The organism is Streptomyces sp. NPDC092370 (genome assembly GCF_044755265.1).
Classification (GTDB): domain Bacteria; phylum Actinomycetota; class Actinomycetes; order Streptomycetales; family Streptomycetaceae; genus Streptomyces.
On record NZ_JBIVQO010000019.1, the window covers coordinates 22,002 to 43,132 of the forward strand.

Here is a 21,131-nt window from a genome sequence, read left to right on the forward strand (position 1 = left end):
CTCGCGGTCCTCCCCCTCGCCGCCCTGCTCGCGGCCGTCCTGCGGGGCCCGCCCTGCGGCTGTGGCTGATCGAGCGCGGCGGCAGCGTGACGTGCCGTTGTCCGGGGCGTGGCCGTCGTGCTCGTCACGGGGCTGGTCGTGGGGCGGGGGGATGTGGCGGGGTGGAGGGCGGGCCACCCGCCGATGAGGCGCGGGGGGTGCTCGTCGCCTCGGGTGCGGTCCCCCTGCTCGGGCTGTATGGCGCTGCGCGTGTACGCCCGGGCCGGGTGCGGGGCCGGAGGGTGCGTGCGCGGGTACGCCCGGGCCGGGTGCGGGGCCGGAGGGTGCGTGCGCGTGTACGCCTGGGCCGGGTTCGGGGCCGGAGGGTGCGTGCGCGGGTACGCCGGGGCCGGGTTCGGGGCCGGGAGGGGGGGGTGCTGTTGGCGCCGACCGCGGTGGCCGCTGCCGATGGCGTCCTCGTGGCGGGGACGCGGTGGTCGGCCGGCCGGCCGGGCGGTGTTCCGCGGTGGGCCCGATCATCTCGGGCGCCGGCTGCGGCGGCTCGGGCTGACCGTGCCGGAGGCGGTTCTGCTGCGGGGGGGGGGGGGGGCGGGGCGTCACGTCCATACACCGCAGAGGCGCGTGTCAGGCACCGCGTCCGCCGGTGCCCGTCGGGGTACTCGCGCATATCGGCCGGATCGGGTCCGGCGCCCTGTGGTGGGTGGTGGGAGGGGTGCTCCTCAGGGTGTTTCGCCCGCGCGTGTCCCTGTGTGCGGACCTCGACGCAGCGTATCCCCGCAGGTCAGAGCGTCATTGCGTGTAAGGAACGGATAAGAGTTGAGTCTGCTCGACTCAGCTCTGTTGACCGGTCGGGGGCCGTCGTGCACACTTGAGTCCGTTCCACTCAAGTCAGCTGGAGGAATCACAATGGCACGTGCGGTCGGCATCGACCTGGGCACGACTAACTCCGTCGTCAGCGTTCTGGAGGGCGGCGAGCCCACCGTCATCACCAACGCCGAGGGCGCCAGGACCACGCCGTCCGTCGTCGCCTTCGCCAAGAACGGTGAGGTGCTCGTCGGAGAGGTGGCCAAGCGTCAGGCGGTCACCAACGTGGACCGGACCATTCGGTCGGTCAAGCGGCACATGGGCACCGACTGGAAGATCGAGCTCGACGGGAAGCCCTTCAACCCGCAGCAGATCAGCGCCTTCGTGCTCCAGAAGCTCAAGCGCGACGCCGAGGCCTACCTGGGCGAGAAGGTGACCGACGCGGTCATCACCGTCCCGGCGTACTTCAACGACTCCGAGCGTCAGGCCACCAAGGAGGCCGGTGAGATCGCCGGTCTGAACGTCCTGCGCATCGTCAACGAGCCGACCGCGGCCGCGCTCGCGTACGGCCTCGACAAGGACGACCAGACCATCCTGGTCTTCGACCTCGGTGGCGGTACGTTCGACGTCTCGCTGCTGGAGATCGGCGACGGCGTCGTCGAGGTGAAGGCCACCAACGGTGACAACCACCTCGGTGGTGACGACTGGGACCAGCGCGTCGTCGACTACCTCGTCCAGCAGTTCCAGTCCGGCCACGGCGTGGACCTGGGCAAGGACAAGATGGCCCTGCAGCGTCTGCGCGAGGCCGCCGAGAAGGCGAAGATCGAGCTGTCCTCGTCCACCGAGACCTCGATCAACCTGCCCTACATCACCGCCTCCGCCGAGGGCCCCCTGCACCTCGACGAGAAGCTCACCCGCGCCCAGTTCCAGCAGCTGACCGCGGACCTGCTGGAGCGCTGCAAGACGCCGTTCCACAACGTCATCAAGGACGCCGGCATCTCCATCAGCGAGATCGACCACGTCGTCCTGGTCGGCGGCTCGACCCGTATGCCCGCCGTCGCCGAGCTCGTCAGGGAGCTGACCGGCGGCAAGGACGCCAACAAGGGCGTCAACCCGGACGAGGTCGTCGCCATCGGCGCCGCCCTCCAGGCCGGTGTCCTCAAGGGCGAGGTCAAGGACGTTCTGCTCCTCGACGTCACCCCGCTGTCCCTCGGCATCGAGACCAAGGGCGGCATCATGACCAAGCTCATCGAGCGCAACACCACGATCCCGACCAAGCGGTCCGAGATCTTCACCACGGCCGAGGACAACCAGCCGTCCGTGCAGATCCAGGTCTACCAGGGCGAGCGCGAGATCGCGGCGTACAACAAGAAGCTCGGGATGTTCGAGCTGACCGGTCTGCCGCCGGCGCCCCGCGGCGTCCCGCAGATCGAGGTGTCCTTCGACATCGACGCCAACGGCATCATGCACGTGACCGCCAAGGACCTGGGCACGGGCAAGGAGCAGAAGATGACCGTCACCGGCGGCTCCTCGCTGCCGAAGGACGAGGTCGACCGCATGCGCCAGGAGGCCGAGCAGTACGCGGAGGAGGACCACAAGCGCCGCGAGGCCGCCGAGTCCCGCAACCAGGGCGAGCAGCTCGTCTACCAGACCGAGAAGTTCCTCAAGGACAACGAGGACAAGGTCCCGGGCGACATCAAGACCGAGGTCGAGGAAGCCGTCGCCGAGCTGAAGGAGAAGCTCAAGGGCGAGGACTCCACCGAGATCCGCACGGCCACGGAGAAGGTCGCGGCCGTCTCCCAGAAGCTCGGCCAGGCCATGTACGCGGACGCGGGCGCGGCCCAGGCCGCCGGTGGCCCCGCCGGTGACGCCGGTGCGGCCGGTGGCGCCAAGTCCGCCGACGACGACGTCGTCGACGCCGAGATCGTCGACGACGAGCGGAAGGACGGTGCCGCGTGACGGAGGAGACCCCGGGCTTCGACGAGCAGCAGTCGCAGCAGCCCGACGTCCCTTCCGGCGCCACCTCCGACGACGCCGAGCCGAAGGCCGACTCCCCCTCCCCGGAGGAGGGGGCGGCCCCGGCCGGGGACACGGGCCAGGACGTGGCTCTGGTGGCCCAGCTGGACCAGGCCCGCACCGCGCTCAACGAGCGCACGGCGGACCTCCAGCGCCTCCAGGCCGAGTTCCAGAACTACCGCCGCCGGGTCGAGCGTGACCGGATCGCGGTCAAGGAGATCGCCATCGCGAACCTCCTGACCGAGCTCCTGCCCGTGCTCGACGACATCGGCCGCGCGCGTGAACACGGCGAACTGGTCGGCGGCTTCAAGTCCGTCGCCGAGTCGCTGGAGAGCACCGCGGCGAAGATGGGCCTGCAGCAGTTCGGCAAGGAGGGCGAGCCCTTCGACCCGACGATCCACGAAGCCCTGATGCACAGCTACGCACCGGACGTCACCGAGACGACGTGCGTCGCGATCCTGCAGCCCGGGTACCGGATCGGCGAGCGCACCATCCGCCCCGCGCGGGTGGCGGTGGCCGAGCCGCAGCCGGGGGCGCAGACGGTCAAGGCGGACGAGTCCGCCGACGCCGACGACAAGGAGAACGGTGGCCCGGACGAGGGCTGACGTCACAGACGAAGGGAAGGAGGGGCGTCGAGGATGAGCACCAAGGACTTCATCGAGAAGGACTACTACAAGGTCCTCGGCGTCCCCAAGGACGCCACCGAGGCCGAGATCAAGAAGGCGTACCGGAAGCTCGCCCGCGAGTTCCACCCGGACGCCAACAAGGGCAACGTCAAGGCGGAGGAGCGCTTCAAGGAGATCTCCGAGGCCAACGACATCCTCGGCGACCCCAAGAAGCGCAAGGAGTACGACGACGCGCGCGCCCTCTTCGGCAACGGCGGTTTCCGCCCGGGGCCGGGCGGCGCGGGCGGCTCCTTCAACTTCGACCTGGGCGACCTCTTCGGAGGCGGCGCCCAAGGCGGCGGTCAGGGAGCCGGCGGCTTCGGCGGCGGACTCGGTGACGTCTTCGGGGGCCTGTTCAACCGCGGCGGTGCGGGCGGACCGGGGACGCGCGCGCACGCCCGGCGCGGCCAGGACATCGAGTCCGAGGTCACGCTCAGTTTCACCGAGGCGATCGAGGGTGCGACCGTCCCGCTGCGGATGTCCTCGCAGTCCCCCTGCAAGGCCTGTTCGGGCACCGGCGACAAGAACGGCACACCCCGCGTGTGCCCGACCTGTGTGGGCACCGGGCAGGTCGCCCGGGGCAGCGGCGGCGGCTTCTCCCTCACCGACCCCTGCCCGGACTGCAAAGGCCGCGGCCTGATCGCGGAGAACGCCTGCGAGGTCTGCAAGGGCAGCGGCCGGGCCAAGTCCTCGCGGACCATGCAGGTGCGCATCCCCGCGGGCGTCAGCGACGGCCAGCGGATCCGGCTGCGCGGCAAGGGGGCGCCGGGCGAGCGCGGCGGCCCGGCGGGCGACCTGTACGTGGTCGTGCACGTCGACTCCCACCCGGTGTTCGGCCGCAAGGAGGACAACCTCACGGTCACCGTCCCCGTGACCTTCGTCGAGGCGGCCCTCGGCGGCGAGGTGCGGGTACCCACCCTGGGCGGCCCGCCCGTCACCCTGAAGCTGCCTCCGGGCACGCCCAACGGGCGCACCATGCGTGCCCGGGGCAAGGGCGCGGTCCGCAAGGACGGCACCCGCGGGGACCTCCTGGTCACCGTCGAGGTGAGTGTTCCGAAGGACCTGACGGGGAAAGCTCGTGACGCACTCGAGGCGTATCGCGAGGTGACCGCGGATGAGGATCCGCGGGCGGATCTGTTCCAGGCCGCGAAGGGAGCATGAGTCAGATGGACGGTCGTCGGCGCAACCCGTATGAACTGACCGAGGAAACCCCGGTCTACGTCATCTCGGTGGCGGCCCAGCTGTCCGGCCTGCACCCCCAGACCCTGCGCCAGTACGACCGGCTGGGTTTGGTGTCCCCCGACCGCACCGCGGGCCGGGGCCGCCGCTACTCGGCGCGCGACATCGAACTGCTGCGCACGGTCCAGCAGTTGTCGCAGGACGAGGGCATCAACCTGGCCGGAATCAAGCGCATCATCGAACTGGAGAACCAAGTCGCCGCGCTCCAGGCCCGGGTCGCCGAGCTGGAGGACGCGCTCGACGGCGCGGCGGCGGCGATGCGCCAGCGCGAGGCGGCGGTGCACGCGTCGTACCGCCGCGATCTGGTGCCGTACCAGGAGATGCAACAGACCAGCGCGCTGGTGGTGTGGCGGCCGAAACGGCAGCAGCAGTCCGACTGACGCGCAGGCGACGCGAAAGGGCCGGGAGTTGACTCCCGGCCCTTTTCGTATGCCTTGGGCCGGTTTCACCCGCTCTTCGGTGGGTGACCTGCACGTGCGCGGCGCTTGGAGGTGCTTCCGCAGAGTCTTCACAACTGCTGCGGAGCGTGGTGTTGTCATCTCGTTAAGTGGTTCCGCTTGACGCTGGGGGTCGCGTCCGCGTTGGCTTTTCAGTCACATGGGCGGAAAGCTGTGCCCACGTCCGAATCACACGCGAAGTGAGCTCCCGCATGCGTCGTATCGCCATATCCGTGGCAGCCGCCACGATGTCCGTCACGCTCGCCGGCTGCGGCGTGCTCAACGCGACCGGGAGCAGTGACGACGCGAGCCCGGCGAAGGGCAACGACATCACCGTCGGACTGCTGCTGCCGGAGAAGGCGAACACGCGGTACGAGAACTTCGACTACCCGATCATCAAGACGAAGGTCGAGTCGCTCACCAACGACAAGGGCCGCGTCGCGTACGCCAACGCGGAGGCGAGCGCGGACAAGCAGGCGGACCAGCTGCAGCAGATGATCGACGACCGGGTCGACGTGATCCTGCTGGACGCCGTCGACTCGAAGGCCATCGCGAGCGGCGTGAAGAAGGCGAAGGAGGCCGGCATTCCGGTCATCGCCTACGACCGGCTGGCCGAGGGCCCGATCGACGCCTACATCTCCTTCGACAACGAGCTGGTCGGCGAGGTCCAGGGCCGCACCCTGCTGGAGGCCATCGGCGAGAAGGCGAGCCTCTCCGACAAGATCGTCATGATGAACGGCTCGCCCACGGACCCGAACGCCAAGCAGTTCAAGGCCGGGGCCATGTCCGAGCTGAACGGCAACGTGACGATCGCCGAGTCCTTCGACACCAAGGACTGGAAGCCGGAGAACGCCGAGGCCAACATGGCCCTGGCGATCGAGAAGATCGGCAAGGGCAACATCGCCGCGGTGTACTCCGCCAACGACGGCATGGCCGGCGGCATCATCAAGGCACTTCAGGCAGCGGGCGTGACCGAACTGCCGCCGATCACCGGGCAGGACGCGGAGCTGCCGGCCGTGCAGCGGATCATCAGCGGCGAGCAGTACATGAGCGTGTACAAGTCGTACCCGCAGGAGGCGGAGAACGCCGCGGAGATGGCCGTCGCCAAGGTCCAGGGCCGCGACATCCAGTTCGCCTCCCTGGCCCGCGACAAGGTCGACAGCCCCACGCACAAGGGCATCCCGGCGCAGCTCGTGCCCGTGGTCGCGCTCACCAAGGAGAACATCAAGGACACGGTGATCGCGGACGACATCTACAAGCTGGCGGACATCTGCACGGCCGAGTACAAGGCGGCGTGCCGGGCCATCGGCCTGAAGTAGCCACCGGCGGGGGCTGACGCGGGACTGTCCTGGCGCCCGCGCAACTCGCCTCTCGACCGGCGTCTGACGGGTGCCCGCCCGCGTTCGCGGCACTGGAGCCGGTACCGGGACCGACACAGGGACCGGCACCGAGACTGGAGCCGGGACCGGGACCGGGACCGGGACTGGAGCCGGGACCGGGACCGGCACCGACACCGGGACCAAGACGGACACTGGAGTCGGCACCGGAACCGGCAACGGCACCGGCAACGGGACCGGCACCGGAACCGGCGGGACCGGCACTGGCACCGGCACCGGCACCGCACCGGCACCGGCACCGGCACCGCACCGGCACCGGTGTCCGGGTAGGTGACCGTCTCGCCGCGGACGGCCTGGCCGCCGCCCGGTTCGTCTCCCGCTGTGAGAAGCGCTCCGTCCGGCGGGGGTTGCCCACCGACGGGGATGATGTCCAGGCGTGGAAGCTGCTGAACGACCGCCGCTTCGACACGTGGCGGCGGGCGGGCGGCGCGTTGACCGACGTGCGGACGGGAGTGAGTGTGACCGGCCGAACCGGTGCCGGGCAGCCCGCCCCGCAGCCCTACGTCGCCCAGGTGGTGAGGGAGGCGACCACCTCCGGCCCGGCCCCGGCCGGGGAACCGGAGCAGCTCCTGTACCAGGAGAACTTCGTCCTGGTGCACGCGGTCGACGAGCGGTCCGCCAGAGAGCGGGTCGAGCGGTGGGCGCGCGCGGCGGAGACCGGCTCCCTGAACGACCGGCAGGAGACGGGCACCTGGCGACTGAAGACGATCGTCGACGTGAAGGAAGCCGAGGACGCCGGCCTCGGCGGTGACGCCGGCCTGTACACGCGTCACTTCCGCGACGGGGCGGCGTACGAGCGAGTGGAGCCACTGCTCGCCCGCGAGGACGACGGCGCCTAGCCGCGGCCGGCCGCCGGGGCGGGGCATGGGACCGGCCACCGTCTCCCGTGCTCGGCCCGGGCGCGTTGCGCGTCCCGTCGTGAACCGGAGCCCGGCGCGCGGCCGCGTACCGGGCCTGCGACACGCCACGACGGTCGCCGCCCCGACGCCGTGGAACGCGACAAAGCCGTCGCGGTCCCGCCACGGACCCGGTCGATACGCGGGGCCGGGACCCGTCGCCCCGTGCCCGGGGAGCCCACGGAGCGGTGGCCGCACCGGCCGGAGCGACCGTCCGGCCCGACGGGCGCTAAGACGTACGCCCACCTTCTCGGCGGTTCCTGCGACGCCACGTCGGCCCCAGCACAGACCGGCCGGTCGCACGACCTGCACGCACGTCACCCCGGCGTGCGGTCACCGGCCACGCGGCACCCCGCGCATACCGGTTCCAAGTGGGCCGAAAGGCGGCTCGGTTGTGGTCGAGCCGTGTTGCGGAGCACGGCCGGTCCGCGCATAGTTGCGCTGCGGAAAGACGGCGAAACCGGGGGTGGGATGGGCGATGGCCGGGCACGGGGCGGATGAGCATCCCCATGGTGCCGACCGACTGTGCGAGACCGGGGACCGCGTGTACTCCCGGGCCGTACGGCGCGGCCGGGTGCCGCGCCGGGACGCGGAACCGGTGCCCTGCCTGCTGGAACTCGCCCTGCTGCACCCGGACCCCGACGACATGGACTGGCTGGTGCCGACCTCCCCGCAGGAGGTCATGACCCGGCTGCTGCGCGGGATGTACGACGAGGTCAGTGCCAGTCAGCGGCGGCTGGGCTCGGCCGTCACGGCCGTCGAGTGGTACGCCGGACTGGGCCGCCAGGTGCGGCCGGCCGCGTCGGCGGCGGAGGGCCCGGCGATCCGGGTCCTGGACGGACTCGCGCGCATCCAGGCCGCGATGGACGAGGCGACCCAGGCGTGCACCACCGAGGTGCTCACGGTCCAGCCCGGCGGCATCCGCCGCGAGGCGGAGCTCTCCGAGGGCCTGCACCGGGCGCTGGCCCTGCGGGGGCGCGGGGTGCGGATGCGGGACCTGTACACGCATGTCGCCCGGCACGGGCAGGGGTTGCTGACCTACCTGGAGCTGATGGGCGACGCGGTGGAGGCACGCACGCTGGACGAGGTGATCGACCGGCTGATCCTCTTCGACCGGACGGTGGCGTTCATCCCCGCCAACACCGACCGCACGATGGCCCTCGAGCTACGGCACCCGGCGATCGTCGAGTACCTCGTCACGGTCTTCGACCGGCTGTGGCGCCTGGCCATCCCCCTCAAGGCCCCGCTCCCCGACACCGGCATCGAGGGCATCTCGCACCGGGAGCAGTCGATCGCCGCGCTGCTGGCGGAAGGGCATCAGGACGCCGTCATCGCGGAACGGCTGGGCATAAGCGTCCGGACGTGCCGGGCGCACATCGCGCGCCTCTCGGAGACGCTGGGGGCGGCGAGCCGTACGCAACTCGGCGTACGCATCGCCCAGGCGGGCCTGGACGGCCCGCCCCCCTCGGCCGTGACCCCGCCCCTCAGCGTCCCTGATCAAGGATCCCGGACCGCCCGATGAGGCGCCGAGCTGCGCCCTGGGGCCGCGAGGTCAACCAGAGGCCCCTTCCTGATCCTGCTTCAGGATGCCGGACTGGGCGATGAGGTAACCCAGTTGGGCGCGGCTGCCGCTGCCCAGAGCGGACGCGAGCTTGGCTATGTGGGCCCGGCAGGTGCGCACGTTCATGCCGAGACGCCGGGCGATGGCCTCGTCGACGTGGCCCTCGACCAGGAGCTTGGCTATGGAGTACTGGATCTCGGTGATGCCGTCGCGGGCGGTCTCGTACGGGGTGCCGGTGCTGAGCGGAACCGACCGGTCCCACAGGTACTCGAAGAGCTTGATGAGGTAGCGGACCAGGCCGGGATGGCGCAGTTCCAGGGCCACCTGCTGATCGTCGCGGGCGGGGATGAAGGCGACGGACTCGTCGCAGATGATCAGGCGCTCGACGAGTTCGTCGATCGTGCGGTACTCCGCTTTGCCGTTGGAGAGCTGGGCGGCGTAGGCGAGCTGTTCGGGGTTGTAGCGGGCGGTGTGCTGATACAGAGTCCGGATGCGCACACCGCGTTCGATCAGCGGCCGGTCGCGTTCCAGACCGCGCAGAAGGCTGCGTTCGGACATCCGGTCGGTGGGCTGGACGGTGAGCATCTCCGCCTGGCACTGCAAAGTGGCCATGTTGAGTGCGGCATTGATTCGCTCGCCGCCTTCCAGCACAGTGATGGCGTCACTGGTCGCGGCCAGCTGGGTGCCCAGGGTCATGAACGGCTCGAAGGTCTCGGCGAGACCGGTTGCCAGGCGCCGGCGGTCGGCTATCTCCTGCTCCAGGGGGTTGAGCCGCCGGGACAGGGCGACCGCGGGCGGCACCGGCCGCAGCCAGCCGGGGTCGTCCGGGTCGGGGTGGAGCAGGGCGAAGTCCATCAGGCACGGAGCGGGCTCCACGTCCTCACGTGCGATGCGTCCGGCGCGCAGTGCGGCGGCATACAGACGGCCGCCCTCATCGCACCACTCGGTCATCGCATGGGGATGTGTCTCCTTTGTCTGATTTGATGTCAAATCTCCACCCCCCAGGGTCCTGAACATGCAGGAACATGATGCATCGATTGTGTGGCCATGACGTGCCCGAATGAGCCATCGTCGTACTCGACGGGGGAAAAGGGGACTTTCAAGTGAGGACGAAGCCGACTATGCGTAACAGAATGCTTCGCTCGGTGCTTGTCGCCGCCTTCTCCGCCGTTGTGGCCCTCGGTACGCTGAGTGGCTTCTCCGATGTGAAGGACGATGTTCGGGCGAACAGCAGCTGGCCGTCCGTCGCCGTGAACAGCGCTCACGGAGCGGAGAACAGCAGCTGGCCGAGCCCCGGAGCAGCCGGATCCGGGAGCTGACCGTGACCACTCCACCCGACGACCGCTCCTTCCGTCGTGAAATGGCCACCGCCTACCGGTCGGGCTGGCACTTCATCGACCTGGTCACCGCCATCCCCCACAGCGGTGACTCGTTGATGGTGACTGTTTTCGGCGAGCCGGTGGTCGTCACGCGGGACGACGACGAGGACGTACGGGCGTACCGGTGTCTGCGGCGGCCTCGGGGGGCGCCGCAGCCAGTGCGATGTGCCGTACGGTACGGAATGATCTTCGTGAACCTGGACCAGCGGGACCATCAGCAGGTGGAGGCCGACTCCCCTGTCCCGCGGACCATCTCTGCCACCCCCCGCAGTGCCTGACGCGATTCCCCCGTCGTAACAGATCGCTCAGGCGCTTCCCCCCGCAGCGGCGTCACCGTGACCTGAACACGGTGACGCCGCTGCAGTTTTCCGGGATATTTCCGGGCATCGTCCGAGTTCGGGGGTGGCCGGATTCAATCGATCACCGGTGTGGATATTCACTTCGCTCAACCCCGCCCCATGGCCCGCGTCAGGTGGATCTCGATCACCACGCGCGCGGGGTTCGGCGACGGAGTCCTGCCGTAGCGCTCCGCGTAGCGCCGCACCGCCTCGGCGACCCGGTCCGGCTCCTCGCTCACGAAGGCCCGGCCCTCCAGTGTCGCCCAGCGGCGGCCCTCCAGCTGGCACACGGCCACGGCCGCCCCCTGGTCCCCGGCGGCCCGCACGTACCGCACCTTCGCGCTCGCCCGGTTGGTGATCACCCGAGCCAGACGGGCCTCGGGATCGTAGGTGACCCCGACGGGTACCAGATGCGGAGTGCCGTCCGGGCGGGGAGTCGTCAGGGTGCACAGGTGCCGCTCCCGCCAGAAGCCGAGAAACGACGGGTCCGGAGCGCCCGGATCCACGGAGTACTTGGTCGCCATGCTCGGAACTTAGACCCTCCGGCCCTCCCGGAACCGTCCTTGAGTGCACTAGACTCAACTTTGTGCAAGCCGTTCGGGTCAGTGCAAGGAGGAGAACGCGAACGTGGACGCCGAGCTGACCAACCGGAGCCGGGACGCGATCAACGCTGCCAGCAACCGGGCCGTGACCGAGGGGCACCCCGACCTCACCCCGGCCCATCTGCTGCTCGCGCTGCTCCAGGGACAGGACAACGAGAACATCACCGACCTGCTCGCCGCGGTCGACGCCGACCAGGCGGCCGTACGCGCCGGAGCCGAGCGCGTGCTCGCCGGGCTGCCGAGCGTGACCGGGTCGACCGTCGCGCCGCCCCAGCCCAACCGCGAGATGCTCGCCGTCGTCGCGGACGCGCAGGCCCGCGCCAAGGAGCTGGGGGACGAGTACCTCTCCACCGAGCACCTCCTCATCGCCCTGGCCGCGAAGGGCGGCGCGGCCGGCGAGGTGCTGTCCCAGCAGGGGGCCGACGCCAAGAAGCTCCAGGCCGCCTTCCAGAAGACACGAGGACAGCGACGCGTGACCACCGCCGACCCCGAGGGCCAGTACAAGGCCCTGGAGAAGTTCGGGACCGACTTCACCGCCGCCGCGCGGGAGGGGAAGCTCGACCCCGTCATCGGCCGGGACCAGGAAATCCGGCGCGTGGTGCAGGTGCTGTCCCGGCGGACCAAGAACAACCCGGTGCTGATCGGCGAACCCGGCGTCGGCAAGACCGCCGTCGTCGAAGGGCTCGCCCAGCGGATCGTCAAGGGTGACGTGCCCGAATCGCTGAAGGACAAGCGGCTCGTCGCGCTCGACCTGGGAGCCATGGTCGCGGGCGCCAAGTACCGGGGCGAGTTCGAGGAGCGGCTCAAGACCGTCCTCGCCGAGATCAAGGACTCCGACGGGCAGATCATCACCTTCATCGACGAGCTGCACACCGTCGTCGGGGCCGGTGCCGGCGGCGACTCCGCCATGGACGCCGGCAACATGCTGAAACCGATGCTGGCCCGCGGTGAGCTGCGCATGGTCGGTGCGACCACGCTCGACGAGTACCGCGAGCGGATCGAGAAGGACCCGGCCCTGGAGCGGCGCTTCCAGCAGGTGCTGGTCGCCGAGCCGACCGTCGAGGACTCCATCGCGATCCTGCGCGGGCTCAAGGGCCGCTACGAGGCCCACCACAAGGTGCAGATCGCCGACAGCGCCCTGGTCGCGGCGGCGACCCTGTCCGACCGGTACATCACCTCCCGCTTCCTGCCCGACAAGGCCATCGACCTCGTCGACGAGGCCGCCTCGCGGCTGCGCATGGAGATCGACTCCTCGCCCGTCGAGATCGACGAACTCCAGCGCGCCGTCGACCGGCTCAAGATGGAGGAGCTGGCGATCGGCAAGGAGACCGACGCGGCCTCCCGCGAGCGCCTGGAGAAGCTGCGCCGCGACCTCGCCGACAAGGAGGAGGAGCTGCGCGGCCTCACCGCCCGCTGGGAGAAGGAGAAGCAGTCCCTCAACCGCGTGGGTGAACTGAAGGAACGCCTCGACGAGATCCGCGGCCAGGCCGAACGCGCCCAGCGCGACGGCGACTTCGACACCGCCTCCAAGCTCCTCTACGGCGAGATCCCGGCCCTGGAGAAGGAACTGGAGGCCGCCTCCGAGGCCGAGGAGGAGGTCGCCAAGGACACCATGGTCAAGGAGGAGGTCGGCGCCGACGACATCGCCGACGTCGTCGCCTCCTGGACGGGCATCCCCGCCGGGCGGCTGCTGGAGGGTGAGACGCAGAAGCTGCTGCGCATGGAGGACGAGCTGGGCAAGCGGCTCATCGGCCAGACCGAGGCCGTGCGCGCGGTGTCCGACGCGGTACGCCGCAGCCGAGCCGGGATCGCCGACCCCGACCGGCCCACCGGATCCTTCCTCTTCCTCGGCCCGACCGGCGTCGGCAAGACCGAGCTGGCCAAGGCCCTCGCCGACTTCCTCTTCGACGACGAGCGGGCGATGGTCCGCATCGACATGTCGGAGTACAGCGAGAAGCACAGCGTGGCCCGGCTGGTCGGCGCCCCGCCCGGATACGTCGGCTACGAGGAGGGCGGCCAGCTCACGGAGGCCGTGCGCAGGCGGCCGTACTCCGTCGTCCTGCTGGACGAGGTGGAGAAGGCGCACCCCGAGGTCTTCGACATCCTCCTCCAAGTGCTGGACGACGGGCGCCTGACCGACGGACAGGGCCGTACGGTCGACTTCCGCAACACCATCCTGGTGCTGACGTCGAACCTGGGCAGCCAGTACCTGGTCGACCCGGTGACCAGCGAGCAGGAGAAGAAGGAACAGGTCCTGGAGGTGGTACGCAGCTCCTTCAAGCCGGAGTTCCTCAACCGCCTGGACGACCTGGTCGTCTTCGCCGCGCTGACCAAGCCCGAGCTGGAGCGCATCGCGAAGCTCCAGCTGGACCGCCTGGCCAAGCGGCTCGCCGAGCGGCGCCTCGCCCTGGACATCACGCCCGAGGCCTTGGCCTGGCTCGCCGAGGAGGGCCTGGACCCGGCGTACGGCGCCCGGCCGCTGCGGCGGCTCGTCCAGTCCGCCATCGGCGACCGGCTCGCCAAGGAGATCCTGTCCGGGGAGATCAAGGACGGCGACACGGTCCGGGTGGACCGCTTCGAGGACGGATTGCTGGTGGGACCGGCGCCGGGCAAGACGCTGTAGGACCGTCCCCGGTCACATCGTGAACGCCGAGAAGCGCACCAGCGCCGTCTCGGCGTTCACGTACTCCACCCTCACCTGCACCACGTGTGCCTCCGCCGTGCCGGGCAGTCCGTTCTCGTGCGTCACGTCGAGGCACAGCGCCCCGCAGGAGCCGCCGCCCGTGCGCGGCTCCGGAGCGTCCGGGTACGTCTCGCGCAGCCAGCCGCGCACGTCCTCGCGCGGCATCCGCAGCACCGCCGTGTACGCGATGTCGATGCCCCGCTGCACGGCGCAGTCGCCGGTGCCGGCGGTCGCGGGGCGCCCGGCGGCGCCGAAAGCCAGGGCCTCGGCGCAGGGCACGGTCGCCGCCGCGCCCGCGCGAGGTTCCTCCTCGTCCGAGTGGGCCCACAGGGCGAGACCGACAATCAGGAGACCGAGGACCAGCACCGGCGCGGCTACGAGCCCCCACCGGGTACGGCCCCTGTCTGCTTCCCGCATGTCCGTCGCCCCCTCCGGTCGCTGTTCAGGAGGACGGTTCGGGGCACCCGGGGGTTGCGATTGACCGGATCGTGTCAGCCATGGGCTTAGCGGGGTAGTCGGGGCTTGCCACCCCCCTCCCCGCATGGGGGAGGATGGCGGGATCCGTACGAAGGGAAAATCACGGTGACCATCGACCCGTCCTCGATTCCGAACTTCGGGGGCCAGCCCGAGCCGCAGCCGCAAGGACCGGCGGGCCCCGTCGTCCCGGATCAGGACCTCGTGAAGCAGCTCCTCGACCAGATGGAGCTCAAGTACGTCGTCGACGACGAGGGAGACCTCGCGGCGCCGTGGGAGCAGTTCCGCACCTACTTCATGTTCCGTGGAGAGGGAGACCAGCAGGTCTTCTCCGTGCGGACGTTCTACGACCGGCCCCACGAGATCGAGGCCAAGCCGCAGATCCTCGAGTCCATCGACGACTGGAACCGCCGCACCCTGTGGCCGAAGGTCTACAGCCACACCCACGACGACGGCACGGTCCGCCTCATCGGCGAGGCCCAGATGCTGATCGGCATGGGCGTGAGCCTGGAGCACTTCGTCTCCTCCACGGTCAGCTGGGTGCGCGCCGCGATCGAGTTCGACAAGTGGCTCATCGAGCAGCTCGGCCTCGAGGAGGAGATCAACGAGGCGGAGAAGCCCGAGGACGACGAGTAGGCCCTCCGCAGGGCCTCGCACGGCGCGTCGGCGCGTACGAGCAGGTACGTGCTGTACGCGCCGTTTGCCTTTTCGCACACGGGCGTACCCAACCCTGCGCCGTTGTTTCCGATGAGTAGAGTGAACGGCTGACTGAAGATCGCAAAGAAGGGAGCAAGGGTGCGCCGGTTACTGGGCGTAGCGGTTGTGATTGCGGGGATGGGTGTCGCGTTCTGGTTGGTCTTGGGTCCTTCCGCTGACTGGGAGGGCGGCGTGAGGTTCGTGCGCTTCGCCCTCTTGCTGAGCTGCTTCCTGGTGATCGGCGGTGGCGTGCGGTTGATCTACCCCGACAAATCCAAGGACGAGCCGACCGAGGTCGCAGGGTAATCCCGTACACCGGCCAGGATGCAGGCCCAGACGGGTGTTGTCCTGGCCGGACGAAATGGCCGGCGTCGGCGAGCGGGAGACCCGCTCACCACCCCGGCGGCTCCTCACCGTGGCCCGAGGTGCGGAGGAGTACGGATGCCGAACTCACGGCGGAGAGCTGACAGCGCGGCAAGGTAACCCGACATGCCGTGAACGCTCGGGCCGGGCGGCGTGGACGCAGAGCACATGTAGACACCGGTCAGCGGTGTGCGGTATGGATCGAAACGTGGAACAGGGCGCATCACGGACTGCCAGAGAGTCATAGCACCTGCCCCGATGTCCCCGCCCACATAGTTCGCGTTGTATGCCTGGTACTCGGCACCGCTGATCCCGCGTCGATGGATCACCGTGTCGGCGAATCCGGGCGCGTAGCGCTCGATGCACGCCGTGACCATCGCGGTCGGGTCCATCGCGTCACCGTTGGGGACGTGCGCGTAGGCCCACACAGGACGTCGCCCCGGTTTGGCGCGGCCCGGATCGGCCGAGGCGGGGTCGACCAGCAGAACGAACGGTTCCTCAGGTCGAATGCCGGCGGCAGTCTTGGTCTCGGCTTCGAACATCTCTGCCTGGGTTCCCCCCAGATGAACGGTTGCGGCTTTCCCTACGGCAGGGTTGGCCCAGGGGATCGGCTCTGAGACGAGGAAGTCCACCTTGGCTGCTGCCGGCCCGTACCGGAATCGTGCCAGGCCTCGCCGGTAACCGGCCGGAAGCCGGTCACCTGCGACCTCCGTGAACGTCTTGGGGCTTGTGTCGAGAAGCACCAGCTTCGCCCGGGGGAGTTCATCGAGGCTGGTCACATGGTGATCCGTGTGGAAGGTTCCGCCGTGGGCGGTGATGTCGTCGGCGAGCGCGTCGGCGATGCGAGCGCTGCCTCCCTCCGGGATCGGCCAGCCGCTGGCGTGCGCGAGGTGTCCGAGGAGCATGGCGACTGCGCCCGAGGCAAGGGACGGAAGTCTGCCGACTGCGTGCGCCGCCACCCCGGTGAGGAGCGAGCGGGCTACCTCGGTGCTGAAGCGGTGGGGCGCCAGCGCAGTGCCGTGGGCAAGCAAGCGGGAACCCAGGAGAGCTGGGACGGCAAGGCTTCGCGGGAGTCTTCTTTGCCCCGACAGGACGAAGTCCACCAGTTCCTGGGAGTGGTCGACCAACGGCTGCATGAGACGACGCCAGCGCTCACCGTCCGGACCGAGATGGGCGCAGGTCGCTTCCAGATCCCGGTAAGCAAGGCCGGCGAGTCCGTTTTTCAGGGGGTGAGCGTAGCTGACGGATGGGTACACCATGTTCACCCCTCGGGACGCCAGGTCGAACTGACGAAAAAAAGGGGACACAACGGCCATAGGGTGAACGGCGGAACAGATGTCGTGTCCTATTTCGGCATCAAAGAGTGGTTCCGTCCGCAGCCCGCCTCCGATGGTTGTGCGGGCTTCGTACAAGGCGACCTTGAGGCCTGCCCTCCCCAGAGTGACCGCAGCGGCAAGGCCGTTCGGGCCGGTTCCTACCACAATCGCATCGGGTTCCATGCATCCTCCGTAAGTTTTGCCACTCGGGGCCGGCGGCAAATGGGAGCCGCCCGACGCCGGAAGTCATCGACGGCGACTTTATGCGGGCGCTTGGCGATATGTCGCAGTGGCCACCCGGTGCAGACCGCGGCGACCGCCGGAGCGGGAACTTCCGGAATGTTTAATTCCATATCGCTGTGATGATCATCACGCGCCTACTCCTTGAGATGCCTGCGCCAATCTCCATAAGATCATCAGGAATCGCGACGGGCGTGAGGAATCAACTTACAAAAACAAGTTGACTTACGGAGCGCGTGTCGCAAGAAATCTTCCGACTTCGTCGGAAGGCTGATTCGTCTACGGGGGACGAGCGGTCGAAGATGCCTGACCAGTATCTTCAAACATGCCGCTGTTGATGTCTGACCAACATCTCGGGTGCGTCGCTGCTCTCCCCTCAGGCGATCAGGCAGTAAACAATAGAGGGGAAAACATGAAGAAGAAGAATGCCGCTGCCGTCATCGGCGTGGCCGTCGCCGGCACGTTCCTGACCGTGTCGATGCAGGGTTCCGCTCAGGCCTCCACGCCGCCGCAGGCGACCGCGGCCCTGAGCGCTCAGGCCACTACCGAGGACGCTCCGAAGGCGCCTCAGGCCCGCGCTGCCGGCCGGGCTGCCGTGGCGGCCGGCCGGGCCGTCGGCCGAGCTGCCGCTCGGGCCGGCGTTCACGCGCGGGCCGCTGCGGGATCGGTCGCGAGCCAGGCGGGACAGGTTGCCAACAACTTCAGCCTGTTCGCCCCGCCTGCGAAGGTGTCGGGTGACGGCGCCTCCGCTGCGGCGACTGTTTTCGACAGGTGACAATGCGCCATCGGCGCATCCAGAGGGCGGCACTGCTGGCTGGTGCCGCCCTCCTGGGCGCCCACTTCTCTATCGCGGCGTTTTCTCAGGCGCCACTCAGCCCAGCCAAAATTCAGCTGCATGGAGTTATCAGCGGCTATCTGGAGCCGTACTTCACGCAGAACTGGAGTCTGTTCGCTCCGGATCCGACCAAAGACGACCAAGGGATAGTCGCGCGCGCGAAGTGCGCCGACGGTGCGGTCACGCGTTACTACGATGTGACGGGCCCCTTGATCAAGGAGACTCAGGAAGATCGATTCTTCCCTTCTCGTACGGTACGGCTCGTAAGCAACGGACTCAATCAACTCAACGATTCAGATGACCTGCTGTGGCGTCTCCGTCAGAAGCAGAAAGAAGAGAATGACGAAGACTCAGAGGCGAAAGACGGAAAACATGACGTCCCTCTGACGCCCTACGAGAAGAGTCAGCACAAGGACGCAGAGCGCTCCTTGTCCCGTTTCGCGCTGACCCAGATACGCAACGTCTGCCCGGATGGCGCGAGCCCGACCGCCGTCCAGGCGCGCATGTACATCAAGAAACTGCCCCCGTGGTCACAGCGAAACAACTCAAAAGCAAAGAGCGTGCTGGATATTTACGACTTGCCGTGGAAAAAGGCGGTTGAACTGCAGTGAGCATCATGAAAACGATTGACTCAGCTGCCAGTCGCCCCGTAGCCGCACTGGGAGTTTCAGGCGCCCGCGCCCTGCTCGGCTTCGTCGGGCTCATGTACTACCTGAGCCACTACGGCGATCGGAGCTACCTCTTCGGCCCGGGAGCCGATTCGGTCCTTCCGCACCGCCTCTTCCTAGAACAAATCCAGGAGAAGGGAAGCTTCAGCCTCTACGCCTGGAGCACGTCCGAAGTCTGGTTCGAAGCGGTCTTCCACCTCGGCGTGCTCGCCGCCCTGGCTGTGACCGTAGGAGTGGGGGGCAGAGCGGTTCTCGCGGCGCACGGGATCCTCATCTGGTCGCTCTACGAACGGCAATCGGCCTTCCTGGACGGGGGAGACAACCTCGCCCAACTCGTGATCCCGATGCTGCTCCTGACGAACTGCTACCAGAACTTCTCGTTCTCGAGCGGAGTCGCCGACCGCGTCATCGGACGACTCCCGGGGAGCGTGCGCTCTCTCGGTGTGCCGCTGCACAACCTCGGCGTAGTGGCGATCGCCGTACAGATGTGTCTCGTGTACGTGGTGAGTGGTCTGTACAAGGTGCAGGGAGAGGTGTGGCAGGACGGCACCGCGCTCTTCTACATCATGCGCGTTCCCGAGTTCGAGCTGCCAGGTTTGTCCAACCTCGTCTACAACAACGACCTGCTCGTCTTCCTCGGCACCTACAGCACCACCTTGTTCCTGGTGTACTTCCCTATGGGGATCCTGGTGCCCGGCTTGCGCCCGTGGACTGCGGCGGCCTCCATCGCGTTCCATGTGTCCATCGGCGTGTTCATGGGCCTCACCGCGTTCGCCCTCACGATGATCGCCTGCGACCTCATCTTCCTCTCCTCTGCGCTGTCCCGCGCTCGCCAGATGGCACGGACCACCCGCGAACGCTGGACACAGAAGCAGCCCGGGAGCATCCCGACGGTCACCGACCGGGACGCACCGGAAAGTGACACCCCGGCCGCTGCCCCCGTTCCCCAAGCTGCGAGGTGAGGGCCATGCGCAGCGTCCCCACCTGCATCATCGGCAGCTCCCACACCGCTCCGATCGTCACCGGCAAACACGATCCCGACAAGTACGCAGAGGTGGGCTCCTTCACCAAGGTCATCACCGGAACCATCCTGCAGCAGCTGGCCAAGCAAGGTGTCCTCACGGTTGACGACCCCGTCGAACGATGGCTCGACGTCCCGTCAGGAACCGGCATCACCCTGCGCCACCTCGCCGAGCACACCTCGGGTCTGCCTCGCCTGCCCCCGGGTACCTCTCGTCTCGACCCGTACCGGAATTTCACCGCTGACCGGCTGCGCCAACTGCTCGCCGGTTTCGACCGGCTCGCCGATGGCCCCGCCGGCGCGCACGAGGAGTACTCCAACTTCGGCTACGCGGTGCTCGGGGCGGCACTGACCGCAGCAACGGGCCAGGAATACGACGAACTCGTCGCCGTGCACGTGCTGTCCCCGCTCGGCCTGCCGCGAGAGGCCATGACGGCCCGACCGCCACAGCACAGCAGCTTGCTGCCGACCGGATGGTTCGGCCGCAGGGTGAAACCGTGGACCATGACGGGAGCCATCTTGCCCGCAGGCGGCCTGTGGGCGAGCCCTCGCACGCTGTCACGTGTGCTGACCGGTCTCGTACTCGACCGTACGCTCGGGGAACCAGGCCTCGGATGGCAACGTTCGGGGCCACTGCCCCTGATCTGGCACAACGGAGCGACAGGTACGGCGTCTTGCTTCGCCGGCGCCGTGCCTGACGGCCGCTGGACGGTGGTCCACCGTCTGAGCGGCTCGCCCGACGCGACGGACCGCACCGGCCTGGAATACCTGCGCACAGCGCATTCCCAGTGAATCGAGAAGGGGTCACGATGCATGCACGTATCCGATCCGCTGTCATCACGGGCATCAGCGCCGTTCTGCTCGGCACGGCGGCCACGGCGGCCACGGCGGCCACGGCTGTCGCCGCGCAGAGCGCCAGAGCGTCGGGCCCTGTCCCTTGGTCGGCCGCGTACGCCACCGCTTCCGCCTCGGGTGAGCGGTGGACCGAAGGGACAGGCCCCACGCCGACCCTGGTGATCAAAGGGAAGCTGTCGAACTCCGCCGAGGGCTGCTACTCGCTGTGGACGAAGTTCAATGCCGACCTCGTGCCGGGCGTTCCACGCAAGCAGGCAGAGCTGTGCGGTCCGGGCAGTGTCCCTGTCGAGGTGCGACGGTCCTACTCGTTCACGACCACCGGCAGCCTCACCGTGTGCAAGGGCACACAGAACACCAGTCAGTGCGGCCCCTGGCAGAGTGTGACCTCATGGCCTGTCACCAAGCCGACTGGGTGACGTCAGCGAGACGCTGAACGCGGCTGGGAGTCGAAGCGTCGAGACACGCATGTGGTGAGCACGCGGATCACGCAGATCGAGCGGGCGTCCGGAGCGAAGCCGACGCTGGAGCTGGCGCGTGCGCTGGATGTGGCGCTCGGTGCGGAGGATCTGCTCGCTGCTCACCATGCCGGACGGCTCGGAGATCGTCTACACCGAGGGCGCGCAATACAGTCAAGTCATCGAGGATC

The 21,131-nt window shown here is 68.7% G+C and carries 19 protein-coding genes and 1 pseudogene; 16 read left to right on the forward strand and 4 right to left on the reverse strand.

What is annotated here, in order from left to right; translation table 11 throughout:
- Nucleotides 1-906 precede the first annotated feature (906 nt).
- The 7 genes from dnaK (at nucleotide 907) to ACIQHQ_RS35740 (ending at nucleotide 8,976) form a co-directional block, all read left to right on the forward strand.
- Nucleotides 907-2,763 carry a molecular chaperone DnaK gene (gene dnaK / locus ACIQHQ_RS35710; RefSeq protein ID WP_402620446.1) on the forward strand — a complete coding sequence of 619 codons (1,857 nt, stop codon included), beginning with the start codon at nucleotides 907-909 and terminating at the stop codon, nucleotides 2,761-2,763.
- Nucleotides 2,760-3,425, forward strand: coding sequence for a nucleotide exchange factor GrpE (grpE, locus tag ACIQHQ_RS35715; RefSeq protein ID WP_402620448.1), 666 nt, complete (start codon nucleotides 2,760-2,762; stop codon nucleotides 3,423-3,425). The genes dnaK and grpE overlap by 4 nt, the downstream gene beginning before the upstream one ends.
- Before the next feature lie 33 nt (nucleotides 3,426-3,458).
- A complete protein-coding gene (gene dnaJ / locus ACIQHQ_RS35720) occupies nucleotides 3,459-4,646 on the forward strand; it encodes a molecular chaperone DnaJ (protein WP_402620450.1) in 1,188 nt (395 codons plus the stop codon).
- Nucleotides 4,647-4,651: 5 nt separating this feature from the next.
- Nucleotides 4,652-5,104 (forward strand): heat shock protein transcriptional repressor HspR, encoded by a 453-nt coding sequence (locus ACIQHQ_RS35725; protein WP_402620672.1) that lies wholly within the window; start codon nucleotides 4,652-4,654, stop codon nucleotides 5,102-5,104.
- Nucleotides 5,105-5,373: 269 nt separating this feature from the next.
- Entirely contained in the window at nucleotides 5,374-6,480 is a 1,107-nt protein-coding gene (locus ACIQHQ_RS35730; protein WP_402620452.1) for a sugar ABC transporter substrate-binding protein, read from the forward strand.
- Nucleotides 6,481-7,016: 536 nt separating this feature from the next.
- Entirely contained in the window at nucleotides 7,017-7,397 is a 381-nt protein-coding gene (locus ACIQHQ_RS35735) for a DUF4288 domain-containing protein (RefSeq protein WP_402620455.1), read from the forward strand.
- A gap of 535 nt (nucleotides 7,398-7,932) precedes the next feature.
- The gene (locus ACIQHQ_RS35740; RefSeq protein WP_402620458.1) at nucleotides 7,933-8,976 is read left to right on the forward strand and encodes a LuxR C-terminal-related transcriptional regulator; all 1,044 of its coding nucleotides are present in this window, start codon (nucleotides 7,933-7,935) and stop codon (nucleotides 8,974-8,976) included.
- A 30-nt stretch (nucleotides 8,977-9,006) separates the two neighbouring features.
- Here ACIQHQ_RS35740 and ACIQHQ_RS35745 read toward each other — a convergent pair whose 3' ends face one another.
- On the reverse strand, nucleotides 9,007-9,966 hold the full coding sequence (locus ACIQHQ_RS35745; RefSeq protein WP_402620461.1) for a helix-turn-helix transcriptional regulator: 960 nt from the start codon (nucleotides 9,964-9,966) through the stop codon (nucleotides 9,007-9,009).
- A gap of 370 nt (nucleotides 9,967-10,336) precedes the next feature.
- Between ACIQHQ_RS35745 and ACIQHQ_RS35750 the strand changes: the two genes are divergently transcribed.
- The gene (locus tag ACIQHQ_RS35750) at nucleotides 10,337-10,672 is read left to right on the forward strand and encodes a hypothetical protein (protein WP_283968140.1); all 336 of its coding nucleotides are present in this window, start codon (nucleotides 10,337-10,339) and stop codon (nucleotides 10,670-10,672) included.
- A gap of 167 nt (nucleotides 10,673-10,839) precedes the next feature.
- Here the strand turns inward: ACIQHQ_RS35750 and ACIQHQ_RS35755 are convergent, their stop codons facing one another.
- The gene (locus ACIQHQ_RS35755) at nucleotides 10,840-11,256 is read right to left on the reverse strand and encodes a pyridoxamine 5'-phosphate oxidase family protein (RefSeq protein WP_402620465.1); all 417 of its coding nucleotides are present in this window, start codon (nucleotides 11,254-11,256) and stop codon (nucleotides 10,840-10,842) included.
- Nucleotides 11,257-11,359: 103 nt separating this feature from the next.
- Here ACIQHQ_RS35755 and clpB point away from each other — a divergent pair, with 103 nt between their 5' ends.
- The gene (gene clpB, locus ACIQHQ_RS35760) at nucleotides 11,360-13,957 is read left to right on the forward strand and encodes an ATP-dependent chaperone ClpB (protein ID WP_402620468.1); all 2,598 of its coding nucleotides are present in this window, start codon (nucleotides 11,360-11,362) and stop codon (nucleotides 13,955-13,957) included.
- Between the two features lie 12 nt (nucleotides 13,958-13,969).
- On the opposite strand, the gene ACIQHQ_RS35765 is transcribed toward clpB, so the two are convergent.
- On the reverse strand, nucleotides 13,970-14,434 hold the full coding sequence (locus ACIQHQ_RS35765) for a hypothetical protein (protein WP_402620472.1): 465 nt from the start codon (nucleotides 14,432-14,434) through the stop codon (nucleotides 13,970-13,972).
- Between the two features lie 165 nt (nucleotides 14,435-14,599).
- Between ACIQHQ_RS35765 and ACIQHQ_RS35770 the strand changes: the two genes are divergently transcribed.
- The gene (locus ACIQHQ_RS35770) at nucleotides 14,600-15,127 is read left to right on the forward strand and encodes a YbjN domain-containing protein (RefSeq protein ID WP_114254409.1); all 528 of its coding nucleotides are present in this window, start codon (nucleotides 14,600-14,602) and stop codon (nucleotides 15,125-15,127) included.
- A 470-nt stretch (nucleotides 15,128-15,597) separates the two neighbouring features.
- Here ACIQHQ_RS35770 and ACIQHQ_RS35775 read toward each other — a convergent pair whose 3' ends face one another.
- The gene (locus ACIQHQ_RS35775) at nucleotides 15,598-17,049 is read right to left on the reverse strand and encodes a phytoene desaturase family protein (RefSeq protein ID WP_402620476.1); all 1,452 of its coding nucleotides are present in this window, start codon (nucleotides 17,047-17,049) and stop codon (nucleotides 15,598-15,600) included.
- Between the two features lie 469 nt (nucleotides 17,050-17,518).
- Between ACIQHQ_RS35775 and ACIQHQ_RS35780 the strand changes: the two genes are divergently transcribed.
- The 6 genes and pseudogenes from ACIQHQ_RS35780 to ACIQHQ_RS35805 all read left to right on the forward strand — a co-directional run.
- A complete protein-coding gene (locus ACIQHQ_RS35780) occupies nucleotides 17,519-17,881 on the forward strand; it encodes a hypothetical protein (RefSeq protein WP_402620479.1) in 363 nt (120 codons plus the stop codon).
- Nucleotides 17,882-17,883: 2 nt separating this feature from the next.
- A complete protein-coding gene (locus ACIQHQ_RS35785) occupies nucleotides 17,884-18,552 on the forward strand; it encodes a DUF5819 family protein (RefSeq protein WP_402620482.1) in 669 nt (222 codons plus the stop codon).
- Nucleotides 18,553-18,557: 5 nt separating this feature from the next.
- Nucleotides 18,558-19,571, forward strand: a complete 1,014-nt coding sequence (locus tag ACIQHQ_RS35790; protein ID WP_402620675.1) for an HTTM domain-containing protein — start codon at nucleotides 18,558-18,560, stop codon at nucleotides 19,569-19,571.
- A gap of 5 nt (nucleotides 19,572-19,576) precedes the next feature.
- Entirely contained in the window at nucleotides 19,577-20,422 is an 846-nt protein-coding gene (locus ACIQHQ_RS35795; protein WP_402620484.1) for a serine hydrolase domain-containing protein, read from the forward strand.
- 17 nt (nucleotides 20,423-20,439) lie between these two features.
- Nucleotides 20,440-20,901, forward strand: a complete 462-nt coding sequence (locus ACIQHQ_RS35800) for a hypothetical protein (protein WP_402620486.1) — start codon at nucleotides 20,440-20,442, stop codon at nucleotides 20,899-20,901.
- 45 nt (nucleotides 20,902-20,946) lie between these two features.
- Nucleotides 20,947-21,057 (forward strand): annotated as a pseudogene (locus tag ACIQHQ_RS35805) (transcriptional regulator); the annotation flags it as partial.
- Nucleotides 21,058-21,131 lie beyond the last annotated feature (74 nt).